Source organism: Paraburkholderia phytofirmans OLGA172, assembly GCF_001634365.1.
In the GTDB taxonomy this organism is placed as follows: domain Bacteria; phylum Pseudomonadota; class Gammaproteobacteria; order Burkholderiales; family Burkholderiaceae; genus Paraburkholderia.
Genome location: NZ_CP014579.1, coordinates 2974991 through 2997322, shown reverse-complemented (window position 1 = coordinate 2997322; position 22332 = coordinate 2974991). Strand labels below are relative to the sequence as shown.

Genomic DNA, 22332 nt, shown 5'->3' with positions numbered 1-22332 from the left:
TATCGACCGGTTTGAGCCCGGCGATGGTGCGGTGCGCGATGTTTGCGTCGGTGCTCGGCAACGGATTCGCGTAGTTCGTTAATGTGACGCCGCCGGCCACCATGTCCAGCCGCGTCGCGAGCGGCGCAATTCGATCATCGAGAGCGGCGCGATTTCGATGCGCGAAAACATGTCCGGCGACGCCCTGAGCGCATAAACGATTGCGGCTTTGATCACTGGCGCGTGCGTGATGGCGACCACGTTTTGCATATTGCGCGGTACACCGCTCGTTTTTGCACTTGACGCACGGTTTTTTGCCCCGGTCGTTCCATCGCTTGATGCACTGTCCGTTGCGCGAGACACCCCGTTGCTCAACGCATCGTCCAGCGCATCGAGCCACTGTCCTACCCGTTTCACGAGTTGACCGAACGACTCGCCGCCATGCGCGGCAACGTCGGGATCGTGCGTCCATGCGGCGAGGTCTTGCGGCGCTTCGACGGCGAGATCGGCAAGGCGGCGTCCATGCCATCGACCGTAGTTCATATCCGCCAGTCCCTCGTGGACCGTTGCAGCGAGGCCCAAGGCCGACGCCGTATCACGCGCGCAGACGGCAGGGCTGACGAAAACCGCCGCGTCGTCCGGAATCGACAGACGCGCACACGCGACGCCTGCTTCGGCGAGGCCGCGTGCGTCGAGCGGATCGTCGGCGGGAAAGCAGCCCGTGCGCATCGCCGCAGTCGACGCGTGGCCGATCAGTAACAGCCGTATGTCCATTCAGTTGATTTCCATAAAGGCCAGACTAAAGACGGACCCTGCGACTATGCTTTGCCTTGCCGGGAGGCAAAGTTTAGCGCGTAGAATAGCGTCACTGCGAAGCACGGAAGCCGGTGAGAGCCCGGCGCGGTCGCGCCACTGTAATCGGCATTCACGAGCCGAAAGCCAGACCTGAGCTTCGCAGCATCCCTTTTCAATCGACTATCGGGGCGCGTTACCCCCAGGAGATGTCCAATATGACCAACGCTGTTTTCGATCCCGCGACACAGCCTGTCGCACAACCCACGCCGATTCCGCTGCGTGAACTGCTGCCTTGGGTCGTGTTCGGCGGCTTGCTACTGTTGCTCGCGATTTATTTCGTTGGTGCGGAAGAAGGTGCCACGTCCCTGGTGCCTGGCATGTATGTGCATGAATTCGTGCACGACGGCCGCCATCTGCTCGGCTTTCCCTGCCACTAACGGAGTCGACCATGGTGGGTAAATTGTTGGTACGCGGGATGCTTGCAGGCATCGCCGCGGGATTGCTCACGTTCGGCTTCGCCAGATTGGTGGGCGAGCCGCAGGTCGACCAGGCGATTTCCTTTGAGGAAAAGGCCGACGCCGCCAAAGGCGAAGCGCCTGAACCCGAACTGGTGAGCCGCGGCACGCAAGCGGGTCTGGGATTACTGACGGGCGTGGTGACGTATGGCGCGGCGTTCGGTGGGCTGTTCTCGCTGGTGTTCGCGTTTGCGTACGGCCGCGTCGGCGCATTGAGTGCGCGCGCGTTGTCCGCATGGTTGGCGCTTGGCGCGTTTATCGCGCTGGTGATCGTTCCGAACATCAAATATCCGGCGAATCCCCCCTCGGTGGGCAACCCCGAGACGATCGGGGTGCGCACCGGTTTGTTCTTCCTGATGATTGCAATCTCGCTGGCCGCGATGGTGTTCTCGCTGAAGGTGCGGCGCCGCGCGGCGCTGAAGCTGGGCGCGTGGAATGGCTCGATCGTCGCCGGTGTGGTGTTTGTCGTGATCATTGCTGCCGTGCAACTGTCGATGCCGGCGATCAACGAAGTGCCGGCGGCCTTCCCGGCGGTGCTGTTGTGGAAGTTCCGCGTCGCGGCGATCGGGATGCAGGTGATCATGTGGACGACCATTGGGCTGCTGTTCGGCGCCATGGTTGAGCGGAGCAAACTGCTGGCTCCCGCGACCCGCGGCGCGGCGAAGTCCGCTTACCGTTGATGTGAGAGGCGCGGCCGAGAGGGCCGCGGCGGGGCCGCTTGGTTTTTAACGCAAAAGGCACGGCCGCGAAAGCGGCCGTGCCGACGTGCAACGCAAGAGAAGCCAAATACATCAAGTACTTGGCGCGTTTGCCAGAATGTTATCCACAGGCTTGCGAACAAAAACTGGGGATAACTTTGTGACAGCCGTGTGGACGGCTGGCCAGTGAAGTTCCAGGCCGTTCTTCACAGGTCTGATTCTTTGAAATCACACTTTGTACCGCGACTAGTTTCGTAGCGCTTACTTGCGCTACCCATCTCCCTTTCGGGCGGCGTGCTACGCGGCCCGTCTCTTCCCTTCCAGTCGGCCCTGATTTAAGTAGCAGCGCCCAATCACTTTTACGTACGGATATCCTGCGCCTGGCGTTCTGGGTTTTTCACTGCGACGCAGTTGACGACTGACGGGCTGTTGCGTAGGTTGGCTGAGGGCAACGTTGCACGGGAATAAGAGAAATGCAATTTTAGGAATTGTCGGATAGCCGGTGTGGAATGCTCCTTATAGGGTGCTTGGGATTCAAACAAGTACAACCAATAAGGATGACTATGAAAAATAAGAGAATTAAAGTGGGACCTGCGGGCATGGCGGCCCGTCTGCTTGCCGCATTCATGCTGCTTATGGTCGCGTTTAGCGCCAACGCCGCAGAGTACATGTATTGCATGAAGACATATGAGCTATCTCGTGGGATTCCCGGGACCCCGTCATGTGTTGACGTGACCAGAGCAAGCGCACCTTTGACAATTGGCGCCGACGATCCATACAACCCACTCAATTACGGCAACTGCTATATCGAGATGAGTTGGCTAGCTGACTATTGCGGTGGCGTGCCGGTTCCGCCTCAGTCCGACGGTTCCTGCCCGGTGGCGGACCCTGTGTCACCAGCAAAGGGCGTCGTTATGCTTTCCGAAACTGACTTTGCCAGCGGCGACACGCTTCCGCTGGTCCTTCAACGTACATATCTTTCGAGGCCCTATGACACCACGCAGGCAGCGATGGGTAAAAATTGGGTCAACAACTGGCAGCGAAGACTCGATCTGCTTGGAGCGAACGCGAGTGTCCCACACATTGTGGCGTACCGCGGTGACCAGCAGCCTCTGACTTTCAAGTGGATCGGCGGAGCGTGGGCCGTGCCAGGTACTCCCGGTCTTTCCCTGACGAAAGCCGGCGACGGATACTTCTACCTGAAGGACGAACTGCTTGGTACGACGGAAGCCTAGTCGGATACCACTGGCAAGTTCTATTCCGAAACAACCCGCACGGGTGTTATCCGCAAGGTCATATACGACGGCAAGCAGCGGCCGTCAATTGTCGCCTGGTGGCCAGCCGATAATGTAATACAGGCAACAGCGACTTCAATTAGGTTGGAATACGACAGTAGCGACCGTATCGTTACCCTGGTAGATCCTTTGGGAATGCCCACGGACTATGCTTACGACGGAAAGGGCAATCTTGCTTCGGTAACTGCGCCATATGGCCACGTTCGTCAGTATCTGTACGAGGACACCCGCTTTCCAAACGCATTGACCGGTGTGAAGGACGAGTCCGGTTCGCGGGTTGCAACGTGGACCTACGATTCCAGCGGGCGTGCGATCTCGGTCACTCATCCCGACACTACACGGAATGTGTCGCTTAGCTATCTTTCCGGCACGACGACGCTCAGCGACATGTCCGGCACCAGCACATACTCATTTGATGTCGGAGACACGTTGCGACCTCGGTCAATTACTACGCCGGCCGGGGCGGTGTCGAGGACGTGGGATGCGGCAGGGAATCTTAAGCAGAGGCAGACGCCCGATGGCGGTGTCCAGTACACCTGGGACAGCGCCAACCGGCCAACGAAGGCAATTGCGACAGTTGCCGGAAACAAGACCGTAACGACGATTGAGTACAGCGATGATAGTTCGTTGCGCCCGCATCTGGTCGCTACACCGGGCCAAGTCCGTGCGTTCGTGTATGACTCGCGAGGCAACGTCACGGGCTACGCGGAGCGGGAAACAACCGACCTGACCGGCGAACAGGGGCTGCAGGCGGTCGGGACGGGTAGTCAAATGACGGTCGGCGCACGTTACGACGGAGCAGGCCGTCTTCTGTCCGCCACTGTCGTCCAGGACGGCAAGAAGATCGAAGACTGGACTTATACCTACGACTTCCGCGGCAACATCGCAACGACGCAGGATGCCGTGTCGGGTTGGGCGATGCGAACGCTCGAGCGTAATGCAGCGAACCGTGCAACACAAATAGCAGGTAACAGTGGTCAGGCAAGCATCGCTTACGATGAGCGTGGTCGCGTAAAGTACTTTCCAGTACAACGAACCGGCAAGTTCGGTAAATGGCGGACTCTCGCGCGTACTGGCGGTCGACTATCAGTATGCGGCGAATGGCACGGTGTCGTCACATTCAGCGAAGGTCGCAACTAACGGCACGTGGTGGCAGCCGATCAGCGATGCTGAGCTAGGCGTGTGGCTGACCAATTGGGAGTTGGGCAATGATCCGGTTGCGCCACCTCCTATGCTCACGGGAGTCAAGTCTGATGCCGGGGCCTTCGTTCCGGACATGTGCGTTGAATGTTATGTGGCGTGGAAAGCGAAGTTGACGGCGACGCTTTATGGTAGTGAACTGAGCGATACACTTCCGAAGTGGGGCGAGACAACGGAGCTGATGCTGAGCGATCAGTCGCAGATTCCGTATCCTGCTCTCGTATCGGACCTGACCGGCTCTGGGAAAAGGTCAATGCTTTACGGTGCTATCTTCGGGGCGGGAAGCGGTGGCAGTGGGATGGTTAAGTGCGGTGGCAGGGGCGCTCGCGAGGCTGAATGCTACGCTCTATACGAGAACGATAGGGACGCGTGCGCTCTGATGGCCGGGCCGAGGGGTAAGCGAAACTGGAGGCTGTGTCTAGCGAACGCGTTTGACAGATATCAACAATGCAGGGGGTATTGATGGTTAATCATCCGCCGTATTCTTTGGTTTTAACCTACACCGAAGATCCTCAGCAATTGATCATGCAGGCTGTAGATTCAGCCAGGCTGGCTCCGCTCGTGGGCGGAATTATGGAAGTGCCGTTTTTTCTGGACGGTGACGAGTTTAAGTTTGACGACGAATTGGCGAGACAGCTTGGAGTTGCTGTGCTCAATGTGATTGCAGCGGGCCGGCCTGGCATCAAACAATGCCTGGCGCTTACACAGCATCCAATCGACAGGTCGTCAGACGAGTAATTGGACAGAGGGGTGAATGCCATAACCGACCGATGTTTGGTCATAGTGCCGTGGGGACAGGAACGAGCCCCATGAGGCCCGTGGGAAAGGTGTGACCTTTCCTCTTATCACCACCGTCCGGCGGCGCGGACCGCGCGCCGCCGGAGTTCTCCAGAGCAAATGCTCCATGCAGTATGAAGCTCAAATCGAAATGTGCAATGCGATTGCTTTCCGCAGAGGCCGCGCGCGGGAAACCGCGCTGTTTAAGCAGATGGCGTTCCAAATCTATCGACAGTGTAGAGGGTATTGATGGCTAGCCATCCTCCGTATTCCGTGGTTCTGACCTACAACGAAGATCTGCAACAGCTAGTCGTGCATACCATTGATCCAAAAAAACTGGCCCCGCTGGTGGCTGGGAGAATGGGCGTGGTGATGGCTGACGAACACGATTTCAAACTTGACGACGAATTCGCGCGACAGCTTGGCGTCGGAATGCTCAGTACGATTGCGCTGGGTCAGCCTGACATCAAGCAATACATGACGTTCACTGAAGGGCCGATCGACAAGCCGTCAGGGCAGTAGTTGATTACAGGTTTACTGCCATGACCGACTGATTTTTGGCTATAGCACCGAGGGGACAGGAGCGGGCCTGATAAGGCTCGTGGGAAAAGTGCGAACTTGTCCCCTTATCACCACTGTCCGGCGGCGCGGGCCGCGCCGCCGGAGATTTCAGAGCGAATGCTTCGCGCAGTATGAAGCTCAAATCGAAATGTGCAATGCGATTTCTTTCCGCAGAGGCCGCGCGTGGGAAGCCGCGCTGTTTAAGCAGATGGCGTTCCAAATCTATCAACAGTGCAGAGGGTATTGATGACTATTGATCCACCGCGTTCCGTGGTTTTGAACTACGACCAAGACAGTCAGACGTTGAATGTGCAGTTAGTAGGCCCTGCCAAGCTGGCCTCGTTCCTGGCTGGAAAATTCACAGTGCCGATCCTGCTAGACGAATTCGATTTCAGGCTTGACGACGCATTCGCACGGCGGCTTGGAGCCGCGATGCTCAGTCTGATTGCACTGGGTCAGCCGGACATCAAGCGATACATAAGCGTTACGCACGACCCAATCGACTAGTCACCAGGACAGCAATTGGCTGCGCCACGCGCGCTGACAAGTGCAGCTTGCAGGAACGTATTCGCATCAAAGGCTTGGCGCTGTTGTGCGGCGGTTATCCACAGGCTTGCGAACATTTTCTGTGGACAAGTTCACAACAGCAGCAATCTCCCCAGCGCCGTAGGCAAACAAAACCGAAAACCCACCGCCGCCTACGCGCTCCTGCCCCGAAGCGCCCAATTGAACACGCTCCGCGTTTGGGCAACCGGCTGTGTCAACCGATCAAACAACTGCGCGACGGCGCCATCTAACTGAGCGAGTGCCGGTGTCTTTGCTGGATCGATATCAACGGCAGTGGTCGCCGACACGCGCTTATCCAACTCGCCACGCGCAGAACCCGCCGCGCCACCGTTATACCGCGCGATCAACGAATCCAACCGCGCAACGATCGATTCCACATGCACAGCGCCGACATCCGCCGCATTGAGCGCCACATCTTCCGACGACGCCCCGCGCAGCGAAGAATCACTCAACACCCGCGCCCAGTGCAGACAACAAAGCAGCGAACCAGTGGCAAGTTCGACGCCGGGATTCCACACCACCACACGCTGCGTCTGCAACGGTTTCAACGCGATCCGCAAATCATGCCAGGTGCGATCGAGCCTGCGCATGGCCGGCGTCGTCTCGGGCGTCTGAGCAGCGGAGCCTGCTAGCCTTACCACCTCGCGCAGTGCACCAAGCACAGCCCCGAGTCTCGTCTCGACATGCCGGGTCGCCGCAAGCGGCATCATCAAAATCGCGACCGCAAACGACACGAGACAACCGACCAGCACTTCTTCGATCCGCAACTCAACCAGCGGTCCCATCGCGAAGCCCAACTCGCCGTACACGAGCCCGACGAGCACGGTAATAAAAAACACCCCCGGCGCATACGCACTCAGGATGTAGTAAGCCCAACCGAACACGCACAGCACCATCGCAGCCACCAGCAGCACGGGCGAGTCGTGGAGCGGCGCGACCAGCAACACACTGACTAACGTGCCAGCCAGCGTCCCGGCGAGGCGCTGAGCGCCGCGATAAACCGTGTCAGCGCGTGAGCGCGTGCCAAGAAAAACCACGAACGTCGTGATGACCGCCCAGAACCAGCGCTCAGGAGACAGCGAGTGGCCGATCAGCATGGCGAGAAAAGCGGCCGTTGTGGCGCGCGTAGCGGGCAGCCAGCAGAGCTTGGTGCGCAAATCGGCAAACCAATGCGCCGCGGACCGGGCGCCTACACCGCCAACCGACAAAGTCGAAGCGCGGCGCCGCGCATGGCTCCGATGCGCAATCTCCTTCAGCCGCACGATCGCGTGACGCAGCGCGTCCACATTCGCCTGCGCGTTGCCATGTGCACGCGCCGAAGCAAACGCACGCTGCCCCGCCGCGACTTCCACTTCGACAATCCGCTCACGAATCGTCTCGGCATCGGGCGGATTCAGCAACGCCAACTGTTCTTCAAGCGAGAGCGCGGCTTCGTTCAGCGCCGACAGATGCACCGTGCTCGGCGCCGCGAGCATACGCGATGCGCGCAACGTCACCGTATGAATGGCAAGCCGGAAGTTCGCAGCGGCCCGCATCGGGACGATCACTCGGCCGACCAGCGCGACCATCGTCGGACCGAATGCGGACAGCAAGAGCGATTGCACAAGATGCAAGGACGAAGGATGCAGGTACAGCCCAAGGTAGAAGCACACCACGCCCAACATCGCGCAGCCCAGCGCGCGTGGACCGCACGCCTGGACCAGCATGCCGACAAACATCACGACCAGGAAGCCGGCATCGCCAGCGAGCGGAAAGCGGCTCAGCACGCCCGCCGCTGCAAAGCACACGCAGGCGCAGAGATAGAGACAAAACAATGTGCCGAACCACGCCGGCCGTCGCGCGTCGCGCACGAACAAAGGCGCAACCATCGCAAAGAGGATGCCGGGTGCGGCGAGGGTAATCGGTTGGTGACGAAAGACGGTCCACGCGATGCTGGCAATGCCGGTTAGCAGGCAGGCAAGCGCAACGCGTAGCGCGGTATGGAGACGCACGAGTCCCGGGTCCGCAACCAGCAGGCGGTCGGCGACGCGTGAAAACGCGGCAGCAATCATGATCGATGATATCCAGGCTAAATGGCCGCCACCGGCTTTTGGCCGATTGCAGCAGGGCGGGCATGCGAGCCCGCCACCTTCGTATCGTCGAATGAGGCTGCCGTGCCGGGATCACCGGCTGGAAACCCCGTCCGACGACGGGCATTAACACTCGAACAGGCACGCGGAATACGCTGCAAAGGGTGGCGCAGCGCGTCCGGTGAGCACGGGTTTTCCCGGATCATACCGGGTCAAAATTACGGTTGTCGAATTTTTGCGGTGGCGCAGCAGCGCTGCGCCGGTAAGGATGAAGGCCGCGCGGAACGGGTGTGTGGCCTGGCGGCGCGTCCCTCGAGACCGGTGCGTGCCGCGTTGAACTCAATCAAGTCGCGTCGTGGAAAATCACCCCGAGCGTATGCCGGTGGCCCGACCGCAGGCGGCTCACGCCGTGCCGCAGATTCACGCGGTACACGCCGCGCGTGCCCTGCACCGGCCGGTGATGAACCGCAAACACGACCGCGTCGCCCTTGCCGAGTGGCACGACTTCCGTGCGCGACTGCATCCGCGGACGCTGCTCCGTCATCACGAACTCCCCGCCCGTGAAATCCTCGCCGGGCTTGGACAGCAGAATCGCGACCTGAAGCGGGAAGATGTGCTCGCCGTACAGATCCTGATGCAGGCAGTTGTAGTCGTCGGTGGCGTATTGAAGCATCAGGGGCGTCGGGCGGATCTGGCCGGCGGCGTGGCAGCGCTCGATGAATTCGTCGTGCGCGGCCGGATAGCGCACATCGATATTCATCACCTCGTTCCAGCGATTTGCGACCGGCGCGAGGCGCGGATAGAACGCGGCACGCAACTCCGCCACCTGATACGGCAGCGGATAAGCAAAGTACTTGTATTCACCACGGCCGAAACCATGCCGCGCCATCACGACGCGGCTGCGATATAAGTCGTCGCGTGGATAGAGTGCGGTCAGCGCGTCGCATTCCTGCGCACTGAGCAGATTGCGCAGCGTCGCGCAACCATATCCGTTCAGCTCTTCTTCGACATCGAACCAGTCGATCGCGTCGACACGCTGCGTAAGCGAGCCGGCGACGCTGCCGGAGCCGGGCTCCGGTGCGGCCGAGTGGTTCAGTTTGGGCGCGAAGCCCAGCTCTAGCTCTAGCTCCAACTCCGGCGATTGCGGCTGCGGCTGCGGGTCCTTCGCGACCGTATTCATGAGGATTCTCCGTAACGCGATTCATCGAATGATGATTGAGTGTAAGCACGCGCCTAAGGCCACGCACTCCGATTTTTGCTCTCCAATTCCAGCATCGGGATCGATATCGAGTCGCCGTGGCCGTCACCATCGCCGCTTCAATCGCGCCATACAGGCATCCGTGGCGTCTTAAGCAAATGCAAAGGCCCGATTCGAAAATGCCAACTTCGCGAAACCTGCCGCAAGGTTCATAGTAAGACCCTCTTTAGCCTCATCGGCGCATTCGGAGACTTTGCCCATGTCTGCCTCCGCAGAGAAACTCGACGACTGGCTTTACAAGGAAGCGGTGACCGAAGACGACATCGCCGCTTTTCCGCTGATTGCAATGGCCGCGACCTTGGACCGCGAAGAAACCGGCGATACGGTGCCGCCGCTCTGGCACTGGCTGTACTTTCTGCCGGTCTCGCCACTGTCCGAGACCGGTCCTGATGGTCATCCGACGCGTGGCGGCTTTCTGCCGCCGGTGCCGCTACCGCGCCGCATGTGGGCCGGCGGCCGCTTGACGTTCCATGCGCCGCTCAAAATCGGCGAGCACGCGAAACGCACGTCGACCATCGCCAATATCGAAGACAAGACAGGCCGTTCGGGCCGTCTCGTTTTCGTGACGGTGCAGCACACGATTGAAGCCGCTGGTGAACTGAAGCTCGAAGAAGAGCACGACATTGTCTATCGCGACGCGCCGCAAGAGGGCGCCCGGCCGCCGCAAGCGGCGCTCGCACCGGAGAGCGAAACGTGGCGCCGCACCGTCGATGCGGACGCCGTGATGTTGTTCCGCTACTCCGCGCTGACCTTCAACAGCCATCGCATCCATTACGACTATCCGTACGTGACCGAGGTGGAAGGCTATCCCGGCCTGATCGTGCACGGTCCGCTGATCGCGACGCTTCTGGTCGATCTGGTGCGCCGCGAACAACCGGAGGCGACACTGCAAAGCTTCGCGTTCAAGGCGCTGCGACCCACTTTCGCGGGGCAGCCCTTCACGGTATGCGGCAAACCGTCCGCCGACGGCAAGACCATCGACCTGTGGGCCAAAGACCACGAAGGCTATCTGACCATGCGCGCAACGGCCGCGCTCGAGTAAGAGACTGAAGCCAATGCCAATGGGCGCCGCTTGAGCGCGCTGCTGCCGCCATTAAGACGCGCGACGGACAACAGACACGGAAACGGGAAACGGTGACGTTTGACGGGGAGATGCTGGATGCGGCGGTAATTTTGAGGGCGTCGAGAATATTTCCAATAAGAAACGAACCGCCGCCTGGCGATGCCTCAGCAACCTACCGCAAATCGCGCGAATCACCCAATACAGGCCGGCCCCTCGCAGCCTTCAATCAAGCGCAGCGAGCCCACCCGCACGCCCAGGCGCGCCGCTCCGGGCAAATACCCTTGCCGCCGTAAAATCCCGCGTGTATAGTTTCCGAACTTACTCTTGTTTCGCATCGGAAATTAAAGGGATTCTCATGAACGCTTCCACCATCCTCGCCGACCTCGGCATCGCCCACGCGGCGCAAGCCGGCGACATCGCGGTTCATTCGCCGATTACCGGCGAACTCATCGGCCGTGTGGCCAGCAACACGGTGGCGGAAGTCGACGCGGCCCTCGCCAATGCAAAAGAGGCGTACACGGCCTGGCGCAACGTCCCGGCGCCGCGCCGTGGCGAGTTGGTGCGCCTGCTCGGCAACCGTCTGCGTGAAAAGAAGCACGCCCTCGGCAGCATCATCACGCTCGAAACCGGCAAGATCCTGCAGGAAGGGTTGGGCGAAGTGCAGGAAATGATCGACATCTGCGACTTCGCGGTCGGTCTGTCGCGTCAGTTGTACGGTCTGACGATCGCCTCGGAACGCCCGGGCCATCGTATGGCTGAAACATGGCATCCCATGGGTACGTGCGTCGTTATCTCGGCCTTCAATTTCCCGGCAGCGGTGTGGTCGTGGAATGCGGCGCTGGCGCTGGTGTGCGGCAACGCGGTGATCTGGAAGCCGTCGGAAAAGACGCCGTTGACCGCGCTTGCCGTCAACCAGATTCTCAGCGAGGCATTGAAGGAATTCGGCGACGCACCGGCCGGCCTGACCGCGCTGATCAACGGCGGTCGCGACGTCGGCGCGAAGCTGGTGGCCGACCCGCGCGCGTCGATCGTCAGCGCGACGGGCAGCACGGAAATGGGCCGCACGGTCGGCGTTGAAGTGGCGAAGCGCTTCGGCCGCTCGCTGCTCGAACTCGGCGGCAACAACGCGGGTATCGTCGCGCAAACGGCGGATCACGAGCTCGCGATGCGCGGCATTCTGTTCTCGGCGGTGGGCACGGCGGGACAGCGGTGCACGTCGCTGCGGCGTCTGTTCGTGCACGAGAGTGTGTACGACAAGACCATTGAACGTCTGAAGCAGCTGTACAGCAAGGTGCCGATCGGCAATCCGCTCGAAAAGGGTACGCTGATGGGGCCGCTCATCGACAGGCAATCGTACGCTCGCATGCAGGAAGCGCTGCAGCAGGCTACGGCCGAAGGCGGCAAGGTGTTCGGCGGCGAGCGCGTCGAGGTGAAGGGCCATGAAGGCGGTTACTACGTGCGTCCGGCCATCGTCGAAATGCCGTCGCAAACGGCGGTGGTGTTGAAGGAAACCTTCGCTCCGATTCTCTACGTGCTCCGCTATTCGGATTTCGCGGATGCGGTCGAGGCGAACAACGCGGCGGTGCACGGTTTGTCGTCGTGCGTGTTCACGACCGATCTGCGCGAAGCCGAACGCTTCCTGTCCGACTCGGGCAGCGATTGCGGTATCGCTAACGTGAATATTGGACCGAGCGGCGCGGAAATCGGCGGCGCGTTCGGTGGCGAGAAGGAAACCGGTGGCGGTCGTGAGTCGGGTTCGGATGCGTGGAAGGCCTACATGCGCCGCGCCACCAACACGGTCAACTATTCGTCGGCGTTGCCGCTCGCTCAGGGTATCGACTTCAATATCGGCTGATCCGCTCAGTAGCAATAGAGCAATAGAGCAATAGAGCATCCAGCAGAAAGCAGCGGCGCATCCACGCGCCGCTGTTCACAACTTCTTTCAGCAATCCGTTTGCGCCGCCCGCTGTGTCCGAGCGGCCACGCTACTCGTGGAGTAAGACGTGAGTTCCAAAGTCGTGATCGTCGGCGGTGGGGTGATCGGCAGCTCGATTGCGTATTTCCTGCGGCTGTCCGATCCGACGGTCAGCGTCACGGTGATCGAACGCGATCCGACGTATGCGCGTTCGTCGTCGGCATTGTCGGCGGCATCCATTCGCCAGCAATTCTCTACACCGCTTTCCATTCAGATGTCGCTATTCGGCATCGAGTTTCTGCGCTCGATCGGCGAGCGGCTCGAGATCGACGGCGCGAAACCGTCGATCGATCTGCACGAAGGTGGCTATCTGTTTCTCGCTACGGCCGCCGGTGAGACGACGCTGCGTGAGAATCACGCGCTGCAAAAGAGTCTCGGCGCCGATATCAGCCTGCTCGACAAAGGCGCGTTGCAAGTGCGCTTTCCCTGGCTCAATACCGAAGACCTTATCGCCGGTGCTTTTGGCGAAAGCGGTGAGGGCTGGTTCGACGGTTACGGCCTCGTGCAGGCGCTGCGCAAGAAAGCGCAGTCACTCGGCGCGCGCTATGTTGCCGCCGACGTCACCGCGATGCATCGCGACGGCAAGCATGTCACGCAAGTGCAAACCGCGAATGGTGAGGTCTACGCCTGCGACTTCGTAGTGAACGCTGCGGGCGCCTGGTCGCGCAAAATCGCGCTGATGGCCGGCATCGACCTTCCGGTATTTGCACGACGCCGAAGCATATTCAATGTCACATCGCCCGCGCGGCTCGAACGGTGCCCTTTACTTATCGATCCGAGCGGTGTGTATTTCCGGCCCGAGGGCACAACGTTCATTTGCGGTACGTCGCCGTCACCGGACAACGATCCCGACGATTTGCCGCTCGATGAAGTCGATCGCGCGATATTCGACGACGTGATCTGGCCGACGCTCGCGCATCGCGTGCCGCAATTCGAAGCGCTGCGCGTGCAGAACTGCTGGTCTGGCTACTACGAATACAACGTGCTCGATCAGAACGCGATCATCGGCTATCACCCGGACGTCGATAACTGCATTTTTGCCAATGGTTTTAGCGGGCACGGTTTGCAACAGGGCCCGGCAACCGGCCGCGGCATCAGCGAATTGATTCTGCATGGCCGCTACACCACGCTCGATCTGGGTTCGCTGAGCTTTACCCGGGTACTCGAAAACCGGCCGATCGTGGAGAAGAACGTGGTTTAGCCGGCGCATTCGAGCGCCATCTGCCGCGGATCGTCGATGCCTACGCCGTGAAGTGCCGCACGTTGTGCGATGCGCTCGGTGAGCATTTGGGTGACGCTATTGCGTTTCATCGATCTGGCGGCACTGCGCTTGTCATTTGCAGCGTCGGGCGTAACCGATATCGAAACCGGCGTGCAGAAAATGAAACAGGTGCTCGCACTCGTTTGATGACGGATAACACGGCTAACTCAATATTGGCAGAAAAGCCGTAAGCGCAATACCTGAAATAACCCGGCGAGCACGCGGTGCGCAGCCGGGTTTTTTATGCAAGTGTTAAATCGTAAAGATTTAGCATAGACATCCCGATCGGGTAAAGCAGCGTAATGTGTCACACGCGTCCTGACTACGTTCGCGGGCTTTCGTCTGCTCCGCTCAAGGCAGCGGGCGCACATACCGCTTTGTATGCCGTCGCCTCCTCGCGTGCCGTTTTAACTCAAACTGCCCGCTCGATCGGACGCGTTTTTCCAATGGTTTATATCCTCCCGTTCAATATTTCCATCAAACTCCTGAAACATGGCTAATTGTTAAATGGAGAGCGCTGCCGGTTTCGATCAAAAAATATCGGTTATCATCGCTGCCATTCGGCGAATGATCCTGATGAGTTAATTCATCGGCCATCCACGTTAATACCGTCGCATCGAACCAGAAAAAATCAGATGAAGATGTCACGTAAAAAGATTGCAATCCTGGTGGTCGGTCTTCTGGTCGTGGCCGGCGTGATCATTCAGGCGGTGTGGCGTCCATTCGCGCATCGCAAAGCCGGCGAGACCGGCGAAATCGTGCTCGATATTCATCACCCGGACGCGGTGATCGACAGCGAAGCGCTCTCGCGTTTGCCGCGCGACATCTTGCGCGTGCCGCTGTTGCACGACGTGCTGACTCAGGACTTCGTCGACTATTACGAATCGAACGACACGCGGCTGTCCACAGAAGGCGCGCTGCGGCGTCTCGCATTCGAACATCAACTGGACTGGCGCGACGAACTGCTCCGCCGCGTATTCGACGAACCCGCGCATGTGTTGCTGTGGCGCTCGCCGGATGGCCGTCTGGGTTACTGGGTGATGTCGATGCGCCGTAACGGCCTGGCGAAGCTACTGCAAGGCTTCGGCAACGTCGCCGCGAGCGACTCGCAGTTGAGCCAGGTTGCCAGGCTTTCTGGCGACGTGCCCGTTTATGCATTGAAGCTGGCGGTTGGCCGCACGATTCTGTTCGCGACGAAGGACGACCGCCTTGTCTTGATGTCCGCCCCCGGCGTGCTGCTCGACGCGAAAGGCGGCTTGCTGAGCGAGCGGGCCGACGCCGTGTCGGAGATGCTGTCGTCCGGCCGCGACGACGCGGCGCGCGCCTATCAACTCGACGCGCCCGGCGATGCGCCGAAGGGGCATCGGCTGGTGGTGTCGGCGAATTATTTGTCGTTTGGCTATCAGGCATTTTTCTCCGGTATCGATGCACTGCGATTCGATTTTTCGCCGAACGCCAATCCCCCGAGTGGACTTCCTTCGGGGCGCGCGGCCGCGAACTGGCAGACCTCCGCGCTGATCGAGCCGGGCAAGTTGCCGCAGGCGTGGAATAGCGCCGACTTGTGGCGCGCTGTGCCGGCCAATCCAGCGGCGTGCACGAGTTTGCCGGCCGACTGGAAAGAAGCGTCGGGCCTGTTGGGCAAGGTTGCGGAGGTTGGCGCGGAGGGCGCTGCTGCGATCGGCGATCAGCTCGCCGGCCCCGCGGCCGTCTGCTGGTATGCGAAGTCCACGCTGGTCGCACCGGTGTTCATCGCTCGCGTGAAGACGCAGGACGTGGCGAGCATCGCTGCGTTGAAGACCGCGCTCGGTAAGACCTTTGGCGACGTGATTGGCGCGTACGAGGCGAAGGCCGCCAAATCCGGCGACGCCGATTCGGGCTATCGCCGTTTGCCGGTCACGAAGCACGATCAGGGCGCCGACGTCGCCGTGTGGCAACGGCCGGTTAGTGCGCGCTCGGGTACCGCTTTGTCCAGCAAGGCGTTGTTCGCGTCGCAGCTGTCGGCGGAGCGCTATTTCCCGGTGACGCTCGCTCTGGCGCACGGTTATTTAATCTTCTCCCCCGATTCACGCCTGGTCGACGACACGCTTGCCGTGCTCGATAAGCGCTATCCGGCGCTCGCCGATACGCTTGCGCCGCAACGCGTGCCACGCACGATTCTGACCCTGACGCCTTCGTCCGCGGCTGCGTTGATCGAACGCGAAGCGGGTGCGGCGTTGCCGGCGGATCAGGAAGCAGTGTTCCGCAATGCGTCGCGCACCCATCTCGTGCCGAAGTTGCATGCGCTCGCACACTACCCGCCGGTTTCGTTGACGCTGCCGCAGAACTTGCCGGGTTCGACGGGTTGGGTGCCAGTGGAGTGGTGGTTCGATCGCGCGAAGGCGGGGACGGATGGCGGTGCGGACGCGGGTGTGGCTGATGCGCCTGTGGATCAGCCCGGCACCGAGGGCGATTGAATGCGCCGCCTTCATGTCTTCAACGTGGCGTTCGCGACGTATGCACGCGAGCAGGCGCATGAATATGAATCGCGTGAGCGGGCGCTAGCTGCGCATTCCGCCACTGGCGCGGGCGACGCACCCGCCACGACTGACGTGGCTGCTACTTCGCAGATGACCCACGCCATCGCCACCACGCGCCGCATCTGGCTCAGTCGTGCGGCTTTCTCGGTTGTGATGGCCGGCCTCGCGCCGTACGCGAACGCGCTGACCAGCACCGTCTCCGCACCCGACCCCGACGCGCTCTCGCCGCAGCAATCCGCCGCATTTCGCGCCTGGTTCGTGCGCATCGTCGACCAGCAAATGCGCCGCGGCCCGACGCCGCGCTGGACGCAACGCGATTGTGCGGGCCTCGTGCGCTTTGCCGTCGGCGAGACGCTCAAGCCGCATGACAGCAAATGGCTGCGCGCCAATGGCATGACCAGTCTCGCGGACACCAGCAGCATGCCGCCCGAACTGCAACTGTCCGCATCGCAACGCGGAATCGCTAATCGCTGGACCCAGCTCGACGGTTCCACCGGCGCGTACGCGTCGGCGATCGCGCTGATTCAACGCAATAGCCGGTTTGTTTCGAAGGACGTGAACCAGGCGCTGCCCGGCGACCTGCTGTTCTTCGACCAGGGCGACGATCAGCATCTGATGATCTGGCTGGATCGCTACATCGCTTATCACACAGGCACCGTTACGCCGACCGATACCGGTCTGCGCGCCGTGGCCGTCTCCGACCTGATGCAATGGAAAGATTCCCGCTGGCAGCCGCTCGACGGCAATCCGAATTTCGTTGGCGTGTTTCGTTTGGACTTTTTGACACCATGACCCGAATGAATTCCGTCACCGCGTCGCGCGCCTGGCTCGGCAACTTACATCGTCGCGTGGGCGTCACGCTAGTCGCGCTCTTCGCGGCCATCACGCTCGTCATTGCACCGGCGGCCCATGCCGACGACAGCGCATCAAGCACTTCCGCCGATGCCAACATCGCCGCGAACCCGACGCTGCAAACAGCGCCGTCGAGCAGCTTCGCTTCGCAGAAGGTCGATGGCCAGCCGTTCTTCCTGCTCTCGGATGCGAGCTTCGGCAGCGATCAGTTGGCGCAGGTGCGGCTGGAGGCGCCCGGCCGCGAGTTCAAGGATGCGCTGCAAGCGTACGGCGGCGCGGACATCGTCGTGTATCGCGTGCCGAAGCCGTTGGACTTTTTGAAGGCGCAGAAGAACCTGCATCGCCTGAATGTCGCGCCGAATTATCAGGGCGAAGGGCTGGCGAATACGCTGGCTTATCTATGGGACCGCTGGTTCACCGAAGCACGCCGCGCCTGGCAGCGCGTGCTGTCGTTCGCGACGCGCAGCAAGGCGACCCAAGCCGAGCCGCAATTCAAGCTCGGCGAGCAGACCGGCAAGCAGACGCAATTCCAGCAGAACTCGCAGTTCGCGCCGCTGAAAGGCTATGACATGGTCGCGCGCTTTCGCTATCCGATCTGGGACGCAAAGGTGATCGAGCCGCCGAAGGGCGTGAATCTTGAAGGCAGCAGCAGTAACTTCATCGAAGCGGGTTCGGGCAACGTGATGATTCCGGTCGGCAAGCTGCCGCCGGGGCTGTATATCGTCGAGGCGGTGATCGGCAACTATCGCGCGCATACTTTGCTGTTCGTGTCGGACACGGTCGCGGTCGTGAAGGCGGCGTCGAGCGGCATGCTGGTGTGGACTACACGGCGCGACAACGGCAAGCCGGTGCCGAATACCGCCGTGAGCTGGACCGATGGCGTAGGCGTGCTGCAAAGCGGTACGACCGGCAACGACGGCGCGCTGGTGTTGCAACACGTGAGCCCCGAGCGCAGCTACGTGCTCGGTACCGATCCGCAAGGCGGCGTGTTCGTCTCGGAGAATTTCTATTACGACAGCGAGATCTACAACACCAAGATCTACGCGGTGACCGACCGTCCGATGTATCGTCCGGGCGACGCGGTGCATGTGAAGTTCATCGGCCGCACGTTCAAGAACGCGACGCAATCGACCGCGCCTGCCGATGCGGATATCAAGCTCGACGTGCTCGATCCGAACGGCTCGCCGGTGGCGAGCAGCAAAGTGCATTTCGCTTCCGATACGGGCGCGGATACGTCCTTCACGCTTCCCGCCGATGCTACCGCCGGCGGCTATACGCTGCGCTTCGATTACAACGGCGATGTATACGGCAGCGCATTTCGCGTCGCCGAATACGTGAAGCCGCATTTCGACGTCAATCTGTCGATGGATAAAGCCGACTATGCGACGGGCGAGCAACTGAAGGGCAAGATCCAGTTGCGCTATCCGGACGGCAAGCCTGTGCGCGACAGCAAGGTTTCGGTCACGCTGCGTGCGCAGAAAGTGACGATCGTCGACGGTGAACTGCGTTATGCAGGGTTGTTTCCGGTCAAGCTGGAACAGCAGGAACTCACGACCGATAGCGACGGCAACGCGAGTCTCACGCTACCGGCCGCCAAAGAACCGAGCCGTTATGCATTGACGCTGTTCGCGCAGGACGGCGCGGCCTACAAGGTGCGCGTGACGCGTGAGGTGCTGATCGCGCGCGGCGCGACGCCTTATCGGCTGTCGAGCGCCAAGTCGTTTTCGCAACCGAAGGAAGCGGTCAACTTCGATCTGCAAGCGCTCGGGTCGATCGATCCCTCTTCGCATGCGCCGGCCAAATGGGAATGGACTCGCCTCGAATCGCAGACACGCGGAGAAGGCGCACTCAAAGGCACGACGGCAGGCGGCAAGCTGTCGTTTCCGGTGCAGTTCGACGAACCGGGCTCGTACATGCTGTCGGTCACGGACGACACGGGCAATCTGCTTGCCGCCGCGAGCCATTGGGTGGCGGGCGATGGCCTGAAGGCGATTCCGGGCAGCGTCGAGATCGTGTTCGACCGCGACAGGTACAAGATTGGCGATACCGCCGAAGCGCTGATCACCTTCCCGCTGCCGGTCGACGATGCCTTGCTGACGCTGGAGCGCGACAACGTCGAACACCGCGCGTTGCTGACAGCAGGCGGCGACTGGCTGCAACTCCAACGCGTGGCTCCCTCGCAATGGAAAGCGCGCATCAAGGTCGGCGAAGCATTCGCGCCGAACATGACGTTCTCGGTGCTGTACGTGCATGCCGGCGAATACGTGTTCCAGAACGCGGGCATCGTGGTCGCGCAACCGCAGATCGAACTGAATGTGAAAAGCGACAAGCCGGTGTACGGTCCGGGCGATACGGTCACGCTGAACTTCGACAGCACGCTGAACGGCAAGCCGGAAGCGGCGAACCTGACGGTGAGCGTGGTCGATGAAATGGTCTATGTGTTGCAGCCGGAAATCGCGCCGAATATCGTCGACTTTTTCTATCACCCGCGCCGCAACAATGTGCGGACGTCGTCGAGTCTCTCGTTCATTACGTACGACCTTGCGCGCTCGCCGTTGAAGGGCGCGCCAGGCGGCCCGCAACGCGCGAACTACAACGAGCGCGGCGTGAAAGTGCTCGAACGGCCGCGTCGTGACGATCAGGACACGGCCGCGTGGGAAGGCACGCTGAAGACCGACGTGAACGGTCACGCCACCATGACGTTCAGGATGCCGGACTCGCTTGCGCGCTGGCGAGTCACCGTGCGCGCGGCAGCGCCGGACGGCATGGTCGGTCAACGCACCGCCTATGTGCGTTCCGACAAGGCGCTGTATCTCAAGTGGAGCGGGCCTTCGCATTTCCGCGTCAACGATAAGCCGGCCATCGACATGATCGCCTTCAATCAGACCGACGCGGATATGGACGCGGAGTGGGTGGTCGACGGCGGCGGTCTCTCGTTGAACCAGAAGGTCACGTTGAAGCGTGGCGCCAACTATCTGCGTCTGCCGAGCGGCGCGCTGAAGGCGGGTGTGATCGACGCGACCTTGCGTCGTGCGGGTAAGGATGTGGATCGCTTGCAGACCACCATCCAACTCGATGCGAGTGGCTGGCTCGATCTGCATCAGAACACGGTGGCGCTCGACGGCTCGAACAAGCCGCTCAATCTGCCGCAAGATGCGCAGGACGTCAGCGTGCGTTTCATCGGCAGTGCGGCGAGCCAATTCGCACGCGTCGCCGACGATCTGATCAACTATCCGTACGGTTGCGCCGAGCAGACGTCGAGCCGCCTGATTCCGTTGGCACTTGCACACGATGCGATCGGCCGCGGCGACAACGCGAGTGCTACGCAGGGGCTCGAAGCGCTGTTGCGCAATCAGCGGCAACGTCTGGCGATGCTGGCGGGTGTCGGCGGCACGTTCGGCTGGTGGGGCGATACGACGGGCGGCAGCTCGCTGATCACCGCCTACGCGTACTACGCCGACTGGCTCGCGAGCCGCAGCCTCGGCATTACGCTGCCCGCCGACAACTGGCAGCATGCGATGGACGTCTATCGCGATGCCGGTGCGAAAGAGCCGCTGTTGCATCGCGCGTTGGCGCTGTGGTTTATGCAGCAGATGGGCTTGCCGGTCGCGACGCCGGTGTCGGGCGTGGCGGCGGACTTGATGAGCGATGCAGCGGCCAGCGGCAATCCCCCATTCCCCCAGAATCCCCCAAAGGGACTTCCTTCGGGGCGGGCGGCTTCTGGCAACGCCGCATATGGCGCGTCGGACAGCATCGTGTTCGCGCAAGCCGATTCGCCGCGCGGCAAGCAGCTGGCGACGCTGCTGATCGCCAACATGGCGCGTAGCACGAGTGCTCAACTGCCGGACGGCTTCGATGCTGCGGCAAGTGCCGCGCGTACGGCATTGGCGAACGATCCTGCACCGCTCGTGCAAAGCCTGCTTTACATGACGGGTGGCGCTGGCGGCGCGGCGGCCGATGCATCGGCCTTGCTCGCGAAGAGCAGCGCAGACTACCCGACGCTCGATCGTGCATTGACCTTGCTATGGGTGCGTAAGGCGCTTGGCGGTGACTCGGTGCCGGCTTCGCTGCCGTCGCTGCAAGGCGCGGGCTGGACGCGCGCCGTGACGCCGACCGGCACGCCGCTCTGGAAGTGGACCGGCGCGGCGCGTTCCGAAGGCAATCCTCTCGGGAGATTGCCGGCCACGCTCGATGCAGGCGGCGCGCGTACGGACGTGAACGCACTGGTCTCGTTCCGCAGCCATACGAGCGAGGATAGTCGCCTGAACATCACTGTCGAACGCCGGTTCTACAAGCTGGAGCCGCTCGAAGTGAAGGTCGATCCGAAGAAGGCGGGTGGCGCAGAGAGTCAATTGGGCCGCTCGGCATTCACCGCACGTCGCGTAAAACCAGGCGATGCGATCGACAGCAATGCGCTGTACGTCGATGAAGTCACGCTCACGCCGCGCTCCGGCAACGCGTACCACTATGGTCTGCTCGACGTGCCGCTGCCGCCGGGCGGCGATGTCGAGGCGACCAGCTGGGGCGTGTCGATCGACGGCTTGCCGGGTGAGAAGGAAGGGGTAAGCGGCCCGCAGCCGTTCGCGCGCGTTGCGTCGTATGAGATGGGTGAACTGGCTTATCACCAGCCGGTGCCTTTGCTCGATCGTCCGGTAAGGCTGCGGCAACTCGTGCGTTTTGCATTGCCGGGCACGTTCGCGTTGCCGCCGGTTCGCTACTTCCGCATGTATCAGCCGGACGCCAAGGCGTTCGAAGGCGGCAAGAGCGATCGCGTGACGTCCCTGCGTATTCAGTAAGCGAGACCGCTATGTTCCGTGCTCTTCGGCATACGCGCGATCGTCTGGCAGCTAGGTTGCGGGTCGCGCTCGCGGTGGGGGCGGGGTGTTTTTTGGGTGGTGCGGCTGTGGCGGCGACTGCGGTGATGGCATCGTCGACTGCGCCACTGGCGGCG

16 protein-coding genes and 1 riboswitch are annotated in these 22332 nt (G+C 61.3%); of the genes, 13 read left to right on the top strand and 3 right to left on the bottom strand.

All coding sequences use genetic code 11. From position 1 onward, the window contains the following. Positions 1–78 precede the first annotated feature (78 nt). Positions 79–753: a histidine phosphatase family protein gene (locus tag AYM40_RS33330; protein ID WP_063500212.1), complete on the bottom strand. Its 675-nt coding sequence runs from the start codon at positions 751–753 to the stop codon at positions 79–81. Positions 754–807: 54 nt separating this feature from the next. Further along, a riboswitch (cobalamin riboswitch) is annotated at positions 808–947 on the top strand. Positions 948–989: 42 nt separating this feature from the next. On the opposite strand from AYM40_RS33330, the gene AYM40_RS33325 reads away from it, so the two are divergent. The 7 genes from AYM40_RS33325 (at position 990) to AYM40_RS33290 (ending at position 6327) form a co-directional block, all read left to right on the top strand. Next, positions 990–1211: a CbtB domain-containing protein gene (locus AYM40_RS33325; protein WP_063500211.1), complete on the top strand. Its 222-nt coding sequence runs from the start codon at positions 990–992 to the stop codon at positions 1209–1211. Positions 1212–1222: 11 nt separating this feature from the next. Continuing rightward, a complete protein-coding gene (locus AYM40_RS33320; RefSeq protein ID WP_063500210.1) occupies positions 1223–1969 on the top strand; it encodes a CbtA family protein in 747 nt (248 codons plus the stop codon). Positions 1970–2550: 581 nt separating this feature from the next. Further along, positions 2551–3222, top strand: coding sequence for a DUF6531 domain-containing protein (locus AYM40_RS42995; RefSeq protein WP_236721024.1), 672 nt, complete (start codon positions 2551–2553; stop codon positions 3220–3222). A 195-nt stretch (positions 3223–3417) separates the two neighbouring features. Continuing rightward, positions 3418–4422 carry an RHS repeat protein gene (locus AYM40_RS42990; protein ID WP_063500208.1) on the top strand — a complete coding sequence of 335 codons (1005 nt, stop codon included), beginning with the start codon at positions 3418–3420 and terminating at the stop codon, positions 4420–4422. 522 nt (positions 4423–4944) lie between these two features. Further along, positions 4945–5220 (top strand): hypothetical protein, encoded by a 276-nt coding sequence (locus tag AYM40_RS33300; protein WP_063500206.1) that lies wholly within the window; start codon positions 4945–4947, stop codon positions 5218–5220. A gap of 288 nt (positions 5221–5508) precedes the next feature. Further along, the gene (locus tag AYM40_RS33295) at positions 5509–5781 is read left to right on the top strand and encodes a hypothetical protein (RefSeq protein WP_063500205.1); all 273 of its coding nucleotides are present in this window, start codon (positions 5509–5511) and stop codon (positions 5779–5781) included. Positions 5782–6066: 285 nt separating this feature from the next. Further along, entirely contained in the window at positions 6067–6327 is a 261-nt protein-coding gene (locus AYM40_RS33290) for a hypothetical protein (RefSeq protein ID WP_063500204.1), read from the top strand. A 191-nt stretch (positions 6328–6518) separates the two neighbouring features. On the opposite strand, the gene AYM40_RS33285 is transcribed toward AYM40_RS33290, so the two are convergent. Both AYM40_RS33285 and AYM40_RS33280 read right to left on the bottom strand, forming a co-directional pair. Then, positions 6519–8438 (bottom strand): FUSC family protein, encoded by a 1920-nt coding sequence (locus tag AYM40_RS33285; RefSeq protein WP_063500203.1) that lies wholly within the window; start codon positions 8436–8438, stop codon positions 6519–6521. A gap of 361 nt (positions 8439–8799) precedes the next feature. Next, the gene (locus tag AYM40_RS33280; RefSeq protein WP_082855440.1) at positions 8800–9636 is read right to left on the bottom strand and encodes a 2OG-Fe(II) oxygenase; all 837 of its coding nucleotides are present in this window, start codon (positions 9634–9636) and stop codon (positions 8800–8802) included. Positions 9637–9913: 277 nt separating this feature from the next. On the opposite strand from AYM40_RS33280, the gene AYM40_RS33275 reads away from it, so the two are divergent. The 6 genes from AYM40_RS33275 to AYM40_RS33250 all read left to right on the top strand — a co-directional run bounded on the left by AYM40_RS33275 (position 9914) and on the right by AYM40_RS33250 (position 22177). Continuing rightward, on the top strand, positions 9914–10756 hold the full coding sequence (locus AYM40_RS33275; RefSeq protein WP_063500202.1) for an FAS1-like dehydratase domain-containing protein: 843 nt from the start codon (positions 9914–9916) through the stop codon (positions 10754–10756). 376 nt (positions 10757–11132) lie between these two features. After that, the gene (locus AYM40_RS33270; RefSeq protein WP_063500201.1) at positions 11133–12632 is read left to right on the top strand and encodes an aldehyde dehydrogenase family protein; all 1500 of its coding nucleotides are present in this window, start codon (positions 11133–11135) and stop codon (positions 12630–12632) included. A gap of 148 nt (positions 12633–12780) precedes the next feature. Then, positions 12781–13953, top strand: a complete 1173-nt coding sequence (locus tag AYM40_RS33265) for an NAD(P)/FAD-dependent oxidoreductase (protein ID WP_063500200.1) — start codon at positions 12781–12783, stop codon at positions 13951–13953. Positions 13954–14648: 695 nt separating this feature from the next. Continuing rightward, a complete protein-coding gene (locus tag AYM40_RS33260) occupies positions 14649–16466 on the top strand; it encodes a DUF2138 domain-containing protein (RefSeq protein ID WP_063500199.1) in 1818 nt (605 codons plus the stop codon). Between the two features lie 153 nt (positions 16467–16619). Next, positions 16620–17321 (top strand): DUF1175 domain-containing protein, encoded by a 702-nt coding sequence (locus tag AYM40_RS33255; protein ID WP_063500871.1) that lies wholly within the window; start codon positions 16620–16622, stop codon positions 17319–17321. Then, the gene (locus AYM40_RS33250; RefSeq protein ID WP_063500198.1) at positions 17318–22177 is read left to right on the top strand and encodes an alpha-2-macroglobulin family protein; all 4860 of its coding nucleotides are present in this window, start codon (positions 17318–17320) and stop codon (positions 22175–22177) included. Before AYM40_RS33255 ends, AYM40_RS33250 begins: the two co-directional genes overlap by 4 nt. Positions 22178–22332: the final 155 nt, after the last annotated feature.